The sequence below is a fragment of the Goodfellowiella coeruleoviolacea genome, from assembly GCF_024171785.1.
GTDB classification, from domain to species: domain Bacteria; phylum Actinomycetota; class Actinomycetes; order Mycobacteriales; family Pseudonocardiaceae; genus Goodfellowiella; species Goodfellowiella coeruleoviolacea.
Genome location: NZ_JAMTCK010000032.1, coordinates 1,061 through 17,352 on the forward strand (window position 1 = coordinate 1,061; position 16,292 = coordinate 17,352).

Here is a 16,292-nt window from a genome sequence, read left to right on the forward strand (position 1 = left end):
GCAGCGCCGGCCCGCGAGGGCCGGCGAGGATCGCAACCCGAGGAACTCGCGGGTCTCGTCGTAGACGACGGAGCAGCGCCGGCCCGAGAGCGCCGGCGAGGATCGCAACGCCCACATAGTTGGGGCCGAGCACCGCCCCGGCCCCAAGCAGCGCCGGTCCGAGAGCGCCAGCGAGGATCGCAACCTGTCCCAGGAGATGGCCACCAGCAGCACGCAGCCCGGCAGCGCCGGCCCGAGAGCGCCGGCGAGGATCGCAACCTCGACGTGCAGCGGGAAGCGGAGCAGTACCGGGGCAGCGCCGGCCCGAGAGCGCCGGCGAGGATCGCAACGCGATCTTGCCGAGCAGGTAGTGGGGTGGGGTTCGTGCAGCGTCGGCCTGTGAGGGCTGGCGGGGATCGCAACTTGTCCCGGGTGGTCTCGGACAACTCGCGCCGGTGCAGCGCTGGTCCGTGAGGGCCGGCGAGGATCGCATCGGTGCGGTGTGGGTCACAACAGCCGGTACCGTGAGGGGAAGTGCTCTTCCCCATCTGGTGAGGTGGACATGTCGAACGAAGACACGCGGGCCGAGGTCGGCCGCCGGGTCTGACGACTTCGTGAGAGGGCAGGGAAATCCCGAGCGGTTGTGGCGGGACTTGTTGGGAAATCCGAGGACTGGCTCAAGCTCATCGAGGCGGGCAAGCGCGGTCTGCCGTTGCCCGCAGCGGTGAAGCTCGCCCGGCTGCTCGGCGTGACGGATCTGTCGGAAATCTACGGGACGGATCTTTCGGCTCCGCTGAAGGTGGTGGACCGCCCGACACATCCGCAGGCGGCGGCAGTCAGCCATGCTCTTTCGGCATATCTCATTCAGGACGCCGAGCCCACGCCCGTCGCGGACTATGTGGCGGCCGTTGATGCGGCCTGGCGCAACTGGCAGTTGAGCCCTACTCAGCGAAGCGATGCCGGAGCGGTGCTTCCCACGCTCATTCTTACCGGGCGAGCGGCTGTGGCGGCGTACCAGGGCAGTGATCGCCGGACGGCACAGGTCGCCCTGGCCGCCGTTTACCACCTCGCGCAGGCATTTTTCGCGTGGCAGCAGGACGCGTCGCAGTGGGTGTGGTTGTCCGCGGTCCGGGGACTGGAAACCGGTGAGGCCGCCGACGACCTCGTTGCGCGTGCGACCGGGGTCTTCTACTACGCCCACGTGCTGCGCTCAGCAGGGCGCGCGGATGAGGCGCTGGACATGCTTCGCCTGGTCGTGGACGAACTGGAGCCCCTGCTGGCGGACGGTGACGACGAGGTGCGCGCGCTGTGGGGCGTGTTGCAGATGTGCCGTGCCTCGACCGCTGCCAGGTACAACCACGACGCCTCCGCGTGGACCTACTGGGAACAGGCTGATCGCGTGGTTTCCAGCTTGCCCAAGAATTACGCCCACCCGTGGCACCTGTTTGGCCGTTCTTTCGTGGATCTGCACAAGACGGTTCTCTCGGTGTGCCTGGGTGACAACGGTGAGGCGATCCGGCACTCTGACTCGTTCCAGGTTGAAAAGGTCCCTTCTCGGCTCTGGGCGGCCAGTCACCTGGTGAACGTCGCCCGCGCTTACCACCAGAAGCGGGACAACGCTGCCTTGCTTCCACTGCTGCAAGCTGAGCGGTATTCGCCCGAAGCCGTGCGGTTCAACGTTTCCGCTCGGGAGATTGTCTCGGATATCGCGGCGGCCGGCCGTGGCCCGCTTCGCGCCGAAGCCGTCGAAGTCGCCCACCGACTCCAGATAGCTGTCTAGGGACAGGAAGTTAGGGGGACAACGTGTCCCCCCTGCAGCTAGCCGCCTTCTCTAGGTTGAATGGCGCATCGACGTGTCCGACCAGAGAGGCGGGGGTAATGTTTGCCTGGTCAATATTCGATGCGCGGGTTGTTTTCTCGGCAATCTCGAAACGCGGTGGTCTGCCGGCGAATGTCCTGGTGACAGCGGCGATCGATGGTCGCGCTTTACGGCTGGCCGCCACTCGCGTTGTGCCTGCGTGAGTGACTGGTGCGCGGCCGCCTGACCTCTTGGTCACGAGCACGCGCTGTCCCCGTGGCCTGTGCCTTCAACTCTCGCCCATCGGGCGATCCCCGGGCGGTGGTGGCGTATGCCTCCCCACGTCGATGCCGCCCCTCGGGGCAGCGGGACGGTTGCGCGACGCGCTGGCGCTCCCGTCCTGCTGTCCCGCCACAACAGAAACGGGGTGGTGATGTCCACACCACTCCGTGATGTCCACAACGGACACGAGGAGACCGACGTGACCAACACGGTGAAGTACGGGCACTCCACCTTCGCCGCGCAGCGGGTGCACGCCTGGCTGCCCGACAAGCCCGGGTTCTACCGGGCCATCTGCGGCATCCAGCTCGCCGACACGCTGATCACCGCGTACCCGCGCCCCACCAGGGACGAGGCCACCTGGTGTCCGGCGTGCTACCTGGTCAGCCAGCCGGGCCCCGGGGGCGAACCTCGGTACGTGATGCGCCGGTCCGTTGTGGACGGTGGGGCGCACGTCATCCCCGCTGGCGAGGTCGGCAGGGGGCGCACGTTCCAGGCGCTGTGCGGCCACGGTCTGTCCGACGCCGTGGCCAGGCCGGAGTCGGCCTACGCCTGCGAGAGCTGCGTGCGGGCGGCCGAAGTGCTGGTCAGGCAGGAGGTGAGCACGACGTGACCGCCGCGCGGCACACGTTCCGGTGGTGGCCGGTGGACGGCGGCCGGCACGCCATCCCCGGCGAACTCCAGCCCGGCCAGCCCGGCGAGACCCTGTGCCACCGGCCGTTCACCCGCTCCTGCGGCGAACCGTCCAAACTGGAGTGGTTGTGGCCCACGTGCCTCGCCTGCTACGACCGGGCGCGCGGCCGCACCCACGTGTCCCGCGCGGACCTCGGACCCGAGCCCGGCCCGCACCCGGCCGGCGACCTGTCGAGCCGCAGCGGCAGCTGGACGCCGGCACCCGGTTGACACGCACCCCCGCGTCAACGCCGTGACGTGCGGAGGTGGATGCGCTCACCCTGCTTTCCGAAGAGGCTGAGCACTTCCACGCTGCCGCGTCCGGTGGCGCCGAACCAGTGCGGGATCTGGCAGTCGAACTCGGCCGCTTCACCGGCCCCCATGGTGAAGTCCTGGTCGCCCAGGGTCACGCGTAGTCGGCCACGCAGCACGTAGAGCCACTCGTACCCAGCGTGGGTCCGCAGGTGGGGCTCGCTGTCGTGGGCGGGGATGGTCATCTTGTACGCGCGCGGCTCACCCTGGTGGCGTGACAACGGGATCAGCACGCGACCGTCCTTGCTGGTGGGGTGCTGCGGCACGCGGGGATCGAGGATCCGGGGTGCGGTGACGATCTCGTCGAGCGGGATGCCGAGCGCGGCGGTGATCGGGAGGATGAGTTCGAGGCTCGGCTTGCGCTGGCCCGATTCCAGCCGGGACAGGGTGCTGGTCGAGATGCCGGTGGCGCGGGCGAGGTCGGCCAGGCTGACGTCGCGCTTCTCGCGGGCACGGCGCAGCCGAGGAGCGATCTGCTCGATCGCGGCACCGACGGTCGGTTGTTCGTCCATGAGACCGCAGCCAACCAATCCGTCCCGGAATCGGCAACGGTCTTTGTCGAAAACGTCCGGCCTGCCGATCCTGTCGACGGAGGTGATCCGAAGTGGACACGACATCGCAGACGCGCGGCGGATCGGCGGAGGCGCAACCGTGGGACGCCGTTGTCATCGGTGGTGGGGCCGCCGGCCTGTCAGCCGGGATCGTGCTCACCAGGGCACAGTTCGCGACGCTGGTCGTCGACGGCGGCCAGCCCCGCAACGGGCCGGCCGACCACATGCACGGGTACCTGACCCGGGACGGCATGGCGCCGAGCGAGTTCGTCGCGACAGGACGGGACGAGCTGAGCCGCTACGGCGGGACCCTGCTGCCGGGATCGGTGGTTGCCGCGCGCCGCGCGCCGGACGGCACGTTCGAGCTGCGGCTCGCTGACGACCGGGCCGTGCGCGCCAGGTCGGTGCTGGTCGCGACCGGGCTGACCGACGAGCTGCCCGACATCCCCGGGCTGGCCGAGCGGTGGGCGACCGAGGTGCACCACTGCCCGCACTGCCACGGCTACGAGGTGCGGGGGCGGGCCATCGCCGTGATCGGCGGTGCCGTGGGCGCGGTGGCCAAGCACCTGGCCGCGCTGCTGCGCCGCTACAGCTCGTCGGTGACGTTCTGCGTCAACGGCACCGAGGTCAGCGCCACCGAGCGGGACCGCCTCACGGCCTACGGCGTGCGGCTGGTCGACGCGCACGTCACGCGCGTCGCGACGAGCACCGGCAACCCGGGCGGACCCCCGGTCGCGATCGAACTCGACAACGGCGGGACGGTCAGGTGTGACGTCATCTTCGTGGCACCGCGCCCGGTGCCCCACGACGCGGTCCTGAGCGCACTGGGCGCGGGCAGGGACCCGGTGACCGGACTGGTCGCCGTTGACCCGCACGGCGCCACGGACGTGCCCGGGGTCTGGGCGGCCGGGAACGTGGTGCAGCCGAGGGCCCAGGTCATCGCGGCGGCGGCCGCGGGCGTGTCCGCCGCCATCAACATGACCGGTTGGCTGCTCGACCAGGAGATGTCCGCCGCCGTCCCGGGCGGGCAGCCGCGGCGCGGGGGTGTGCGCTGATGGCCGCCGCGAGCACGGAAACCGCCCGGAGCGGTCGCTCCGGCAGCTTGCCCATCGGCGTGTACCTGCTGGGCTTCAGCCTGTTCGCGATGGGCAGCGCGGAGTTCCTGCTGGCCGGTGTGCTGCCGGCGGTGGCGACCGACCTGGACGTCACGCTCTCCTCGGCCGGGTTCCTGATCACCGCGTTCGCGTTGGGTGTGGTGCTCGGCGGGCCGCCGTTCGCCGTGCTCAGCCTGCACTGGCCGCGGCGCACCGCGCTGGTGGCGACCCAGGGGCTGTTCGCCGCCAGCATCGCCGCGGGACTGCTGGGCGACTACCCGGTTCTGCTGGTGAGCAGGGCGATCGCGGGCATCGCCTACGCGGGCTTCTTCGCGGTCGCGTCGGTGACGGCGATCAGCCTGGTGACGCCGGACCGCAACGCCCGCGCCTCCGGCGTGGTGGTCAGCGGGCTCAGCGTGGCCATGGTCGCCGGCGGTCCGGCGGGCACGCTGCTCAGCCACTTCACCGACTGGCGCGGCGGCTTCTGGGCGGTGGTGGTCCTGACGGTCGCCGGAATCGTCGGCTGCCTGCTCGGGCTGCCGGCCGGCGGTGCGGTCCCCGAGGCGGCCGCCCGGCCGAGTGTGTCGCGGGAACTCGCCACCATGCGCAAACCACTGCTGTGGGGCATGTACGCGATCACGGTCCTGACCACCGCCGCGTACATGATCACCTTCAACTACCTGGCCCCGATGCTCACCGACATCACCGCCATCCCCGAGGTCTGGGTTCCGGCGATCCTCGCCCTGTTCGGGGTCGGCGCGTTCCTCGGTCTGTCCGTCGGTGGTCGCGTCGCCGACCGGCGCCCGCACCTGGCCCTGCTCACCGGCGCGGTGGCGATCGTGGGCCTGTCGGTCGTGCTGGCTGTGGTGATCCAGCAGGCCTGGGCGGTGGTGGCCACGGTCTTCCTGCTCGGCGTTGCCGCGTTCGTGCTGAATCCCGCGATCTACGGGCGCGTCTTCGCGATCGCGGCCGATGCGCCGACCCTGGCCGGTGCCACCACCGTGTCCGCGTTCCAGCTGGGCATCAGCACCACCCCGGTGCTCGCGGCCGCCGCGCTCACCCGGGGGGCCGCGTTGACCTCGGTCTGCGTGATCGGGGCGGTCCTCGCCGCGGTCGCGGTGCCCGTCATCCTGCTCGACCGGGCACGGCGGACCTGACGGTTCGGCTACCGCTCCACTGTTGACAGACAGGCGAACTGTTCGTAAGTATCCGTACTATCGGATGATCGTCTGGAGGGAGCCGCGGTGCGTGCCGCTGTCGTTGAGGAACTGAACAAGCCGCTGGTGGTTCGGGAAGTGCCCGATCCGCGGTGTCCACCGGACGCGGTGATCATCCGCGTTGGCGCGAACGGCATCTGCCGGACGGACTGGGCGCTGTGGTCGGGCAACTTCTGGACCGGTGGCCCGGAGATCCAGCCGCCGTTCGTGCTCGGGCACGAGTTCTCCGGCACGGTCGAGGAGGTCGGCAGCGAGGTCAGGAACTGGAAACCGGGCGACCGGGTGACCTACCCGATGAACCCCGGCTGCGGCAGCTGCGAGATGTGCCGCAACGGTGACCAGCACGTCTGCCTGCACGGCGCGACCCTGGTCCCCGGTGTCTCGTTCTGGGGCGCCTTCGCCGAGTACGTGGTCGCCCGGCACGCCGACGTCAACCTGGTCCGGCTGCCCGACTCGGTCAGCTTCGTCGACTCGGCCAGCCTGGCCTGCCGGTACATGACCGCGTATCGCGGCGTGGTCGAGCAGGCCCGCGTCCGGGGCGGTGAGTGGGTGGCCGTCTACGGCGCCGGGGGCGGCACCGGGCTGTCCGCCGTGCAGGTCGCGGCCGCGGTGGGCGCCCAGGTGATCGCGATCGACATCACCGAGGACAAGCTGGCCGCCGCGCGTGCACTCGGCGCCGCGCACACCGTGAACGCCGCGCGGGAGGACCCGGTCGCGGCGGTGCGCACGCTGACCAGCGGCGGCGCCCAGGTGTCGCTGGACACCGTGGGCGTTCCGGAGACGTGCCGCAACTCCGTGCTGTCGCTGCGCACCCGGGGCCGGCACGTCCAAACCGGACACACCACCAAGGCCGAGGACGGCGTCATCGGGCTGCCGATCGACGTGATGATGGTCAAGGAGCTGGAGTTCCTCAGCGCCTTCGGCATGCAGGGCCAGCGCTTCGACACCCTGCTCGGCATGATCGAGGCGGGGCGGCTGGCCCCTGGCGAGCTGGTGTCCCGCACCGTGTCCCTGGCCGAGTGCGGTGATGTGCTGGCGGCCATGGCGTCCTACGACACCACGGGCGTGGTCGTCATCAACGAGTTCTGACCGGCCCAGGCGGGGCCGGCGCCGGGGGTGGCCGGCTGCCGGCCGCGGGGGCGTTCACCCGTTCGGCTGGCCGCGCGGGGGTTGTTCACCCGTTCGGCCCTGCCTGAGATGTCAACTCGGGGGGTTTGCAAAGTCGACTCGCGGGGTGGGGGAGTGCGGGTGCTCGGTGGGCCGGGGCGGAGTGGCATCGCCGGTACTGGGCTGACCGTCCCAGGTCGGCGTGGCCCGAACGGGGCAAGTCGGACACGGCACAGCCCCTACGATCAACGGTGGGCGCGGCTTGTCTGGCATCTCCCAGGAGGCGATATGCCACAACGCTCAAGGATGTCCTGGTTGGCCCTGCTCAGCGCGGCAGCCGCGACCGCGGCGCTGAGCGTGGCCGGGCCGACCGCGGCGAGCGCCGGTCCGGCGCCCGGTTCCGGGTCCGGTTCCGCCGACACCAGCAGGCCCGCGGCGGTGCCGCTGGACCAGTTGACCGTCACCACCACCCTGGTGGCCTCCGGGTTGCAGCGGCCCACCGCCATCGCGCCGGCGGGTGACGGCAGCGGCCGGCTGTTCGTCACCGAGAAACCGGGCCGGGTCCGCGCGTACCACCCGAGCACCGGCCTGGCCGCCACCCCGGTGCTGGACATCACCGACCGGGTGGACAACTCCGGCAATGAGCGCGGCCTGCTGGGCATCGCGACCTCGCCGCGCTTCGCCACCGACCACGCCCTGTACGCCGCCTACACCGCGCTGCCGTCCAGCGCGGTGACCCTGTCCCGGTTCATCCTGGGCGGCTCGACCGTGCGGGAGGAGGTGCTGCTCACCCAGGAGCACGCCACCTACGACAACCACAACGGCGGGCAGCTGGCCTTCGGCGCCGACGGCTACCTGTACTGGGCCATCGGCGACGGCGGCGGCGCCGGCGACCCGTTCGACAGCGGCCAGAACCTGAACACGCTGCTGGGCAAGATCCTGCGGCTGGACGTGCAGCGCCGCTGCGGCGGCCGGGGCTACTGCGTGCCCTCGGACAACCCGTTCGTCGGCAACGCCAAGGCCCGCCCGGAGATCTGGACCTACGGCGTGCGCAACCCGTGGCGGTTCTCCTTCGACGCCAAGGACGGCTCGCTGTGGATCGCCGACGTGGGCCAGGGCGCCTACGAGGAGGTCGACCACCTGTCCCGCACCCAGGGCGGCGCCAACCTCGGGTGGTCCTGCCGGGAGGGACCGGCCCAGTTCGACGCCAACCAGTGCTTCAGCGGCTCCCGGTACGTCGAGCCGGTGTTCGCCTACCAGACCTCTGTGGACGGATGCGCGGTGGTGGGCGGGTTCGTCTACCGCGGCGCCCGGTTCGCCGACCTGGCCGGCGGCACCTACGTGGCCACCGACTACTGCTCCAACACCGCGTGGGCGGTGCGGGCCAACGCCGACGGCACCCACCAGAGCGCGCGCATCGGCGAGTTCCCCATCCAGCCCACCACGTTCGGCGTGGACGCCGCCGGTGAGCTGTACCTGGCCAACGACCTGCCCGGCCAGTTGTACGCGGTCTCGTTCGCCAAGCGCTGACCCGGGCCACCGTCCCCTGTCCGCCACCCGCGCCCGGACAGGGGACGGTGCCGTGTCCGGGACCGCCGGCTCAGGCCACGTTGCCGGCGTTCGCCCGGCGCGCGGCCGTGTCCAGGTAGCGGGCCAGGGCGTCGCGGTTCTGCCGCAGGCAGGCGATGCGCGCGTCCATGCCGGCCAGCTCCTCGCGCAGGGTCGCCATCAGATCGGGGCAGGGCTCCAGTTCGGGCTCGGCACCCCGCGCGCACGGCAGGATGTCCCTGATCACCTCGGTGGGCAGGCCGGCGGACAGCAGGCCGCGGATCTGGGTGACCAGCAGCGGCGCGTCCGCGCTGTAGCTGCGGTAGCCGTTGGCGGTGCGCTCCGGCGCCAGCAGGCCCTGTTCCTCGTAGTAGCGCAGCAGCCGTGGACTCACCCCGGTGCGCCTGGCCAGTTCACCGATCCGCATGGGACGCGCCTCACAATCCGTGGACCTTCACATCGATGACAGAGTTTAGCGTCCGGGTCATGAGCACGATTCCACAACGGACAGTCGAGCTGGCCCACACCGTGCGTGGCGACGGCCCCGCCCTCCTGCTGGCCCACGGCGCCGGTGGCGGCATCGACGCCAACTACGGACCCCTCATGGCCGAGCTGACCGCCGGGCACACGGTGATCGCGCCCGACCTGCCCGGCGCCGGCCGCACCCCGCGCAGCAGCACCCCGCTCGACCTGGACGAGCTGGCCGACCAGCTGATCGCCACGGCCGACGCGGCCGGCGTGGACCAGGTCACCATCCTCGGCTACTCCCTGGGCACCACCCTGGCGGTGCGGGCCGCGGCCCGCCACCCCGAGCGGGTGCGCGGCCTGGTCCTCACCGCCGGCTGGACCCGGCCGGACGCCCACCTCCGGCTGGCCGCCGACCTGTGGCTGCGGCTGCTGGCCGAGTCGGACCGCGCCAACCTGGCCAGGTTCGTGACGCTGGTCGGGCTCGGCGCCACCTTCCGCGCCGGCCTGAGCGACGACCAGCTCGACGAGATCCTGCGGGAGACCGCAGCCGGGTTGCCCGAGGGCACCCCCGAGCAGGTCGAGCTGGCCAGCCGGACCGACACCAGTGCCGACCTGGCCGGCATCCGGGTGCCCACCCTGGTCGTGGCCACCACCGAGGACCAGCTGGTGCTGCCGGCCAACTCGGTGGCCCTGGCCGAGGGCATCGCGGGCGCGCGCCTGGTGGAGATCGCGGCCGGGCACATGCTCATGGCCGAGCGGCCCACCGAGTGGCAGACCGTGATCGCCGAGTTCCTGCGCGAGCACCAGCTCTGAGCCGGGTGGTGGCCGGCCGGTGCGCGCCGGCCGGCTCGTAGGCTGGACGCGTGCTGTGCCAGGTGGAGGTCTTGTGCGTGCCGAGGTAGTGCGGATGCTGTGCTGCCCGCACTGCGGCGGCGACCTGACCCAGACCCCCGCGCCGGGCACCGCCCTGCGCTGCCCCAACCGGCACGTGTTCGACGTGGCCAGGCAGGGCTACGTCAGCCTGCTGCCCGGCAACGCGCACACCGGCACCGGGGACACCGCGGCCATGGTGGCGGCCAGGACGGCCTTCCTCGGGGCCGGCCACTACGACCCGATCGCCGAGTGCCTGGCGGCCGAGTCGGCGCGCGCCCTGGCGGCCCCGGCCGTCGACGCCGCCGCGGCTGCCGGCGGCGTGGTCGACGTGGGCGCCGGGACCGGCCACTACCTGGCCCGCGTGCTCGACCGGCTGCCCGACCGGGTCGGCCTGGCCCTGGACGTCTCCAAGTACGCGCTGCGCCGCGCCGCCCGCGCGCACCCCAGGGCCGGCGCGGCCGTGTGCGACACCTGGCGGTCCCTGCCGGTGCGCACCGGCGCGGCGGCTCTGGCCCTGAACGTGTTCGCGCCCCGCAACGGCGCCGAGATCCACCGGGTGCTGCGCCCGGGCGGGGTGCTGCTGGTGGTCGCGCCCAACCCGAACCACCTCACCGAGCTGGTGTCCACCCTGGGGCTGCTCAGCGTGGCCGAGAACAAGCGGGACCGGCTCGACGCCACGCTGCTGCCCCACTTCACGCCGCTGGACCGGCGCACCGTGGAGTTCACCATGTCGTTGGCGCGCCACGACGTCGAGGCGCTGGCCGGCATGGGCCCCAGCGCCAGGCACACCAGCGCGGAGGAACTGCGCGAGCGGGTCGCCGGGCTGGCCGAGCGCACCGCGGTGACCGCCTCGGTCTCGGTGGCCGCCTACCGCGCGTAGCCGGCCGCGGGCGCGGCCCCGATCCGGATCCGCCCGAATTAAGCGTCCACTATGGATAGTCGCTGGAACGGCAATGGGTGCGGAATCGTTCCAGTGGCCGGGGATTGAACCAGCCGTGGTCGAAGCGACACAGTGGGTAGGCGCGATCGCGTTCGGCGGTCATGATCAAAAAATGTGTCGATACGGTAATCGGTCGCGCTGTGCTCACCCTTGCGGCTGGTAGTGGTCGAAACGATAGGGTGCTGCGACGCTCGGACCTGATCATGCCTGACCAGTCGCGCGCATCTCGTTCGCCGCCGCAGCCCGGAGTGTTGGTTGATGAAGTTTTTCTCGCAATGGCTTGGCATTGGTCGCAGCATCCGGGCACAGGTCCTGGCCATCGCGCTCATCCCCAGCATCGGCATGTTGCTTCTCGGCGTTGGCGCGTTCAGTTATCTGGTCGCCCAGGGAATCTCGAACCAGAATTGGGTTAACCGTGTTCACGAATCCGTCGGGCCGGCCGTCTCGTTCATCAGCAAGGTCGGTGAGGAGCGCCGGCTCAGCCTGCTGAGCCTCACCGGCGACCGGCAGGCCACCCTGAACCTGCAGAACCAGCGGCGCGACGTGGACAACACCCTGGCCCGGCTCCAGGAGATCGCCGGCGTGCTGGTGGACCTCAACCCGGACGCGATCAAGGGCGCGGTCGACTCGCTGGACCAGTCGTTCGCCCAACTCGCCAGGACGCGCCAGCGGGTGGACACCGGCAGCATGCCGCCCAGGGACGTCTACACCTACTACAACCAGCTCATCCAGGTCATCGGCATCGGCCTGGAGGGCATCGCCCGCACCGCGCCGGACCCGGTGACCACCACCGAGGAGCTGACCGCGGCCAGCCTGTTCTACGCGGCCGAGGCGATGTCCAAGGGCAACGCCCTGGCCGTGTCCTCGGTCAGCGCCGGCGGACTGTCCGCCGGGGACGTTCGCGAGTACGCCCTGCAGGTCAGCACCTACCAGGTCCAGGCGGCCCAACTGCAGTCCCGGCTCACCGGCGAGGAGCGCGCCGCCTACGGCAAGCTCGTGGCCAGCCCGGCCTGGCAGCGGCTGAGCCTGATGGAGAACGCCATCCTCGGCCGCGGCCCCAACCCCGGCCCTGGCCGGGACGACCGCGCCCTGCCGCTGAGCGTCGCCGACTGGCAGAACGCCGCCACCGAGGTGTCCACCGGCCTGCTCGACCTGTGGCGGCAACACCACCAGTTCGCGCTGGACACCGCGGAGAACAGCACCCGGCAGAGCCTGGTGGAGGCCGTGGTGGCCGGGATCGTCATGCTGGTCGCCGCGGTGGCCGTCGTGGTGATCGCCATCCGGATGTGCAACCGGCTGGTCCGGCGGCTCAAGCGGCTGCGCTCGGACACCCTGCGGCTCGCCGACGAGCACCTGCCCAGGGTGATCGAGCAACTGCGGTCCGGGGAGCAGCACGCCGCCGAGCCGGACGTGGTCCTGCTCGACCACGGCGCCGACGAGATCGGCCAGGTCGCCGACGCCTTCAACAAGGCGCACCACAGCGCGGTGCTCGCGGCCAGCCAGGAGGCCAAGACCCGGGACGGCATGAACGCCGTCTTCCTCAACATCGCCCACCGCAGCCAGATGGTGGTGCGCCGCCAGCTCGAAGTGCTCGACGAGGCCGAGCGCAAGCAGGAGGACCCGGAGCACCTGGAGCTGCTGTTCCAACTGGACCACCTGGTGATCCGGGCCCGGCGCAACGCCGAGAACCTGGTGATCCTGGGCGGCGAGCGACCCGGCCGGCGCTGGCGCAACCCGGTGTCCCTCGAGGACATCGTGCGCAGCGCCATCTCCGAGACCGAGAACTTCGCCAGGGCCAACGCCGTCCGCCTGCCCGACGTGGCGATCCAGGGCGCGGTCGTCGCCGACCTCATCCACCTGATCGCCGAGCTGGTGGACAACGCCACCTCGTTCTCGCCACCCAGCTCCCGGGTGGAGGTGCGCGGCAACCTCGTGGCCAAGGGCGTCGCCATCGAGATCGAGGACCGGGGTCTGGGCATCGCCGAGGAGGAGCGCGCCCGGCTCAACGAGACCCTGCGCAACCCGCCCGACTTCCAGCACATGGCGCTGTCCAGGCAGATGCGCCTCGGCCTGTTCGTCGTGGGCCACCTGGCCAAGCGGCACCAGATCGCGGTCACGCTCAGCGAGTCGGCCTACGGCGGGGTGCACGCCGTCGTGCTGCTGCCGTCGACCCTGATCGCCACCGGGCCGGTCAACACGGGGCCGGCCAACACCGGGTCGGCCAACACCGGGTCGGCCGGGCCCGGGGCGCAACCGTCCACTTCGGTCAGTTCCACCGGTTCCGGCCTGCCGCGCCGGGAACGCCGCACCCCGCCGGCCAGGGCCGCGGTCGCCGCGCCGCCGCCACCCGAGCAGACCACGCCGCTCAACCGGTCCGACATCGCCGAGCGCGTCGCCGCGCTCACCGCACCCACCTCGTCAGCTCCCACCGTACCGACCCCCACCGCACCGGTTTCCACCGCGCCGGCCTCCACCGCGCCGGTCGCCGAACCGCCGGCCGCCGAACCGCCGGCCGCCACCCAGCGGAACGCGACCGACGACACCGCGGTGGACTGGCCCGCCGAGGAACCACCTGCCGAGGAACCGCCCGCCGGGGACCCGCCCGCGGGCGAACGGCCCGCCGGGGAACCGTCCCGGCGGGACGCCACACCGACCACCGACGCCCGCCCCACACCGAGCGGTGCGGTGGCCCAGCCCGCCAAGGGGCAGCCCGTCGCCTACCCCAACCACGCCAAGCCGCCCCTGCCGCGCCGGCGGCGGCAGGCGAACCTGGCGCCGCAACTGGACGCGCACCTGGACCGGCCAGCCCCCGCACCGTCCCCTTCGGACCGAACCCGCACGCCGGAACAGGCCAGGGACACCATGTCGGCGCTGCTGCGCGGAACCAGGCAGGGTCGTCACGGCAGCACGCCCCCCAACAGCGCACCTCCCGGCAGCGCACCACCCGACCAACAGCAGTGACGTCCCGGGCAGGACGGGCCGAACGCGCAACGGCAGCCGGCGATCTGGGGTATTGATGGGAAAGCGGCCCGGCCCAGCCGGCGACACCGGGCCGCAAGCACGACGAACCGACGAATTCAGACGAAGAAGGCGGACACGAGCCCATGGCCAACCCCAACGCGAAAGATCTGGACTGGCTGCTGGACGACCTGGTGCGACGGTTGGTCGGGGCGGAACAGGCCGTGGTGCTCTCGGCCGACGGCCTGCTCATCGGCCGGTCCAACAACCTGTCCCAGGACGACGCCGAACACCTCTCGGCGATGGCCTCGGCGTTCCAGAGCCTGGCCCGAGGTGTCGGCAGCCACTTCGACAAGGGCCAGGTGCGCCAGACCGTGGTGGAGATGGACCGGGCGTTCCTGGTGGTGACCGCGGCCGGCGAGGGCACCTGCCTGGCGCTGCTGGCCGCCGCCGACGCCGACATGGCCATGGTCGCCTACGAGATGAACGTCATGGTCCAGCAGGTCGGCGCGAACCTGGTGTCCACCGCCCGCACCGACGTGAACGCGGAACCGCCGCTCGACGCGCGCGCGTGACCATGAACGAGAGCGAGTCCTGGTTCGACGAGGACGCCGGCCCACTGGTCCGACCGTTCGCGCTGACCCGTGGGCGGGCGTCGGTCAACCGGCACGACCTCAACATGATCACCCTGGTCAGCGCGACCCGGTCGGACACCGAGGCGGTGGCGCTGAACCGGGAGTCGGTCGAGATCGTGCGGCTGTGCCAGGGCCGGCTGCTCTCGGTCGCCGAGATCGCCGCCCACCTGGACGTGCTGCTCGTCGTGGCCAAGGTGTTGATCAGCGACCTGATCGACGAGGGTTTCCTCACCGTCCACTCCGTTGCCCCACCTCCCACGAACGTGCCCGACATGGATCTACTTCAGGCGGTGCTCGATGGCGTCCGTAATCTCTGACAGCCCCGGCCGGCGCGCGGCCACGGTCAGATCGGGCAAACTGCTCATCGCCGGCGGTTTCGGCGTGGGCAAGACCACCATGGTCGGCTCGGTCAGCGAGATCCCACCGCTGCGCACCGAGGAGACGCTCACCGAGCTGAGCGTGGCCACCGACGACCTGACCGGCATCGAGGACAAGCGGACCACCACGGTCGCGCTGGACTTCGGCCGCATCACCATCAGCCCGCAGCTGATCCTCTACCTGTTCGGCACCCCCGGCCAGGAGCGGTTCTGGTTCCTGTGGCGGGAGCTGGCCCTCGGCGCGATCGGCGCGGTCGTGCTGGCCGACACCAGGCGGCTGGCCAGCTGCTTCCCCGCGGTGGACTTCTTCGAGCGCAGCCGCATCCCGTTCGTCCTCGGCGTGAACTGCTTCGAGGGCACCCAGCGCTACACCGAGGACGAGGTGCGCGAGGCCATCGACCTCACCCCCGGCGTGCCCGTCCAACTGTGCGACGTGCGGGAACGCGCCTCCAGCAAGCGGGTGCTGACCACCCTGATGCAGCACGTGATCAGCACCGCACAGCAGCGCGGCGGACCACCGGCCAGCGGCCCGAACTGACCCCGGTCAGGCGCCCGCGAGGAACCCGGCCAGCCGCGCCCGCGCGTCCGCCCGCGCCGCCGGCACGCGCTCGGCGAGCAGCAGGCCCCACACCAGCGCGTGCAGCCGCCGGACCGCGAGCCAGGGCGCCAGCTCGGCCGCGTCCGGCGGGTGCGGGTACGCCGCCACCTCGGCCCGTCCGGCCAGCCGACCGGTGGCGGCCAGGCACGCCAGGTCCCACAGCACCGGCCCGCGCCAGGTGTCCTCGAAGTCGTTCCACACCGGACCAGTCGGGGTGAACAACAGGTTCCCGGGGTGGGCGTCGCCCTGCAGCGGCTGGCTGGCCACCGCGCCGAACGGCCACCGGGCGACCAGCTCGTCCCTGGCCGCGCGCAACGCGGCCAGTTCGACCTCGCCGACCGCACCGGTGCCGGCCAGCCGGGCCAGGCCGGCGGCGATGTCGTCCAGCGGCAGCCGCTCGGGCAGCGCGCCAGGGTAGCCGCGCAGCCCGGCGTGCAGCTCGGCGAGCAGCGCGGCCACCTCGCCGGGCCGAGGGGAGCGGTCGCGGTCGTGCGGTAGGTGGGTGGTGAAGCTCAGCACCAGCCCGTCGTGCTGGTGCGGCCCCGGCGGCAGCTCCTCGGTGGGCGGCACCACCGGCAGACCCCGACCGGTCAGGTACCCGGCCACGGCGAGGTCCCTGGCCAGCCAGGCCACCACCCCGGGCCGGGCCAGCGCGGTCGTGGTGGCCACCCGCGCCACCACCGGGGCCGGGCGCAGGTGCACCAGCAGGTTGCTGGCCGAGCGCAGCACCACGGGATCGGTCACGCGCAGCCCGTGCCGCGCGGCCACGGCCACCGCCGCCACCACCCCGCGCGCGTCCGCCGCCGGGCTGTCCGCCACCGGGCTGTCCGCCGCCGTCCGGCCCACCGCTGCCACACCGGCGATGGTGGGTGCGCGGGACCGGCCG

Annotated in this window: 15 protein-coding genes and 1 pseudogene; 13 read left to right on the top strand and 3 right to left on the bottom strand. The window is 71.9% G+C overall.

Annotation, left to right across the window (positions count from 1 at the left end; genetic code table 11):
- Window positions 1-598: 598 nt before the first annotated feature.
- From LX83_RS36820 to LX83_RS36830, 3 genes and pseudogenes are all read left to right on the top strand, one after another.
- Window positions 599-1,759: pseudogene (locus tag LX83_RS36820) on the top strand (helix-turn-helix domain-containing protein); the annotation flags it as partial.
- A 499-nt stretch (window positions 1,760-2,258) separates the two neighbouring features.
- Complete coding sequence (locus LX83_RS36825) at window positions 2,259-2,669, top strand: hypothetical protein (protein WP_253780625.1); 411 nt, start codon at window positions 2,259-2,261, stop codon at window positions 2,667-2,669.
- Window positions 2,666-2,959 (top strand): zinc finger protein, encoded by a 294-nt coding sequence (locus LX83_RS36830; RefSeq protein ID WP_253780628.1) that lies wholly within the window; start codon window positions 2,666-2,668, stop codon window positions 2,957-2,959. Before LX83_RS36825 ends, LX83_RS36830 begins: the two co-directional genes overlap by 4 nt.
- A 14-nt stretch (window positions 2,960-2,973) precedes the next feature.
- Here the strand turns inward: LX83_RS36830 and LX83_RS36835 are convergent, their stop codons facing one another.
- Window positions 2,974-3,552, bottom strand: coding sequence for a helix-turn-helix domain-containing protein (locus LX83_RS36835; RefSeq protein ID WP_253780630.1), 579 nt, complete (start codon window positions 3,550-3,552; stop codon window positions 2,974-2,976).
- Between the two features lie 92 nt (window positions 3,553-3,644).
- Between LX83_RS36835 and LX83_RS36840 the strand changes: the two genes are divergently transcribed.
- From LX83_RS36840 to LX83_RS36855, 4 genes are all read left to right on the top strand, one after another.
- On the top strand, window positions 3,645-4,646 hold the full coding sequence (locus tag LX83_RS36840; RefSeq protein WP_253780632.1) for an NAD(P)/FAD-dependent oxidoreductase: 1,002 nt from the start codon (window positions 3,645-3,647) through the stop codon (window positions 4,644-4,646).
- A complete protein-coding gene (locus tag LX83_RS36845; RefSeq protein WP_253780634.1) occupies window positions 4,646-5,842 on the top strand; it encodes an MFS transporter in 1,197 nt (398 codons plus the stop codon). The genes LX83_RS36840 and LX83_RS36845 overlap by 1 nt, the downstream gene beginning before the upstream one ends.
- A gap of 87 nt (window positions 5,843-5,929) precedes the next feature.
- Window positions 5,930-6,991 carry an alcohol dehydrogenase catalytic domain-containing protein gene (locus tag LX83_RS36850; protein WP_253780636.1) on the top strand — a complete coding sequence of 354 codons (1,062 nt, stop codon included), beginning with the start codon at window positions 5,930-5,932 and terminating at the stop codon, window positions 6,989-6,991.
- A 306-nt stretch (window positions 6,992-7,297) separates the two neighbouring features.
- Window positions 7,298-8,539, top strand: a complete 1,242-nt coding sequence (locus LX83_RS36855) for a PQQ-dependent sugar dehydrogenase (protein WP_253780638.1) — start codon at window positions 7,298-7,300, stop codon at window positions 8,537-8,539.
- A gap of 70 nt (window positions 8,540-8,609) precedes the next feature.
- Here the strand turns inward: LX83_RS36855 and LX83_RS36860 are convergent, their stop codons facing one another.
- Window positions 8,610-8,984: a MerR family transcriptional regulator gene (locus tag LX83_RS36860; RefSeq protein ID WP_253780640.1), complete on the bottom strand. Its 375-nt coding sequence runs from the start codon at window positions 8,982-8,984 to the stop codon at window positions 8,610-8,612.
- Between the two features lie 59 nt (window positions 8,985-9,043).
- On the opposite strand from LX83_RS36860, the gene LX83_RS36865 reads away from it, so the two are divergent.
- From LX83_RS36865 to LX83_RS36890, 6 genes are all read left to right on the top strand, one after another.
- The gene (locus LX83_RS36865; protein WP_253780642.1) at window positions 9,044-9,838 is read left to right on the top strand and encodes an alpha/beta fold hydrolase; all 795 of its coding nucleotides are present in this window, start codon (window positions 9,044-9,046) and stop codon (window positions 9,836-9,838) included.
- 73 nt (window positions 9,839-9,911) lie between these two features.
- The gene (locus LX83_RS36870; RefSeq protein WP_253780645.1) at window positions 9,912-10,778 is read left to right on the top strand and encodes a putative RNA methyltransferase; all 867 of its coding nucleotides are present in this window, start codon (window positions 9,912-9,914) and stop codon (window positions 10,776-10,778) included.
- A 318-nt stretch (window positions 10,779-11,096) separates the two neighbouring features.
- Window positions 11,097-13,799 (top strand): sensor histidine kinase, encoded by a 2,703-nt coding sequence (locus tag LX83_RS36875; protein ID WP_253780647.1) that lies wholly within the window; start codon window positions 11,097-11,099, stop codon window positions 13,797-13,799.
- 143 nt (window positions 13,800-13,942) lie between these two features.
- Window positions 13,943-14,371, top strand: a complete 429-nt coding sequence (locus tag LX83_RS36880; protein WP_253780649.1) for a roadblock/LC7 domain-containing protein — start codon at window positions 13,943-13,945, stop codon at window positions 14,369-14,371.
- A gap of 2 nt (window positions 14,372-14,373) precedes the next feature.
- Complete coding sequence (locus tag LX83_RS36885; RefSeq protein ID WP_253780718.1) at window positions 14,374-14,748, top strand: DUF742 domain-containing protein; 375 nt, start codon at window positions 14,374-14,376, stop codon at window positions 14,746-14,748.
- Complete coding sequence (locus LX83_RS36890; RefSeq protein ID WP_253780651.1) at window positions 14,729-15,346, top strand: GTP-binding protein; 618 nt, start codon at window positions 14,729-14,731, stop codon at window positions 15,344-15,346. The genes LX83_RS36885 and LX83_RS36890 overlap by 20 nt, the downstream gene beginning before the upstream one ends.
- 6 nt (window positions 15,347-15,352) lie before the next feature.
- On the opposite strand, the gene LX83_RS36895 is transcribed toward LX83_RS36890, so the two are convergent.
- Entirely contained in the window at window positions 15,353-16,261 is a 909-nt protein-coding gene (locus LX83_RS36895) for a phosphotransferase (RefSeq protein ID WP_253780653.1), read from the bottom strand.
- Between the last annotated feature and the right edge of the window lie 31 nt (window positions 16,262-16,292).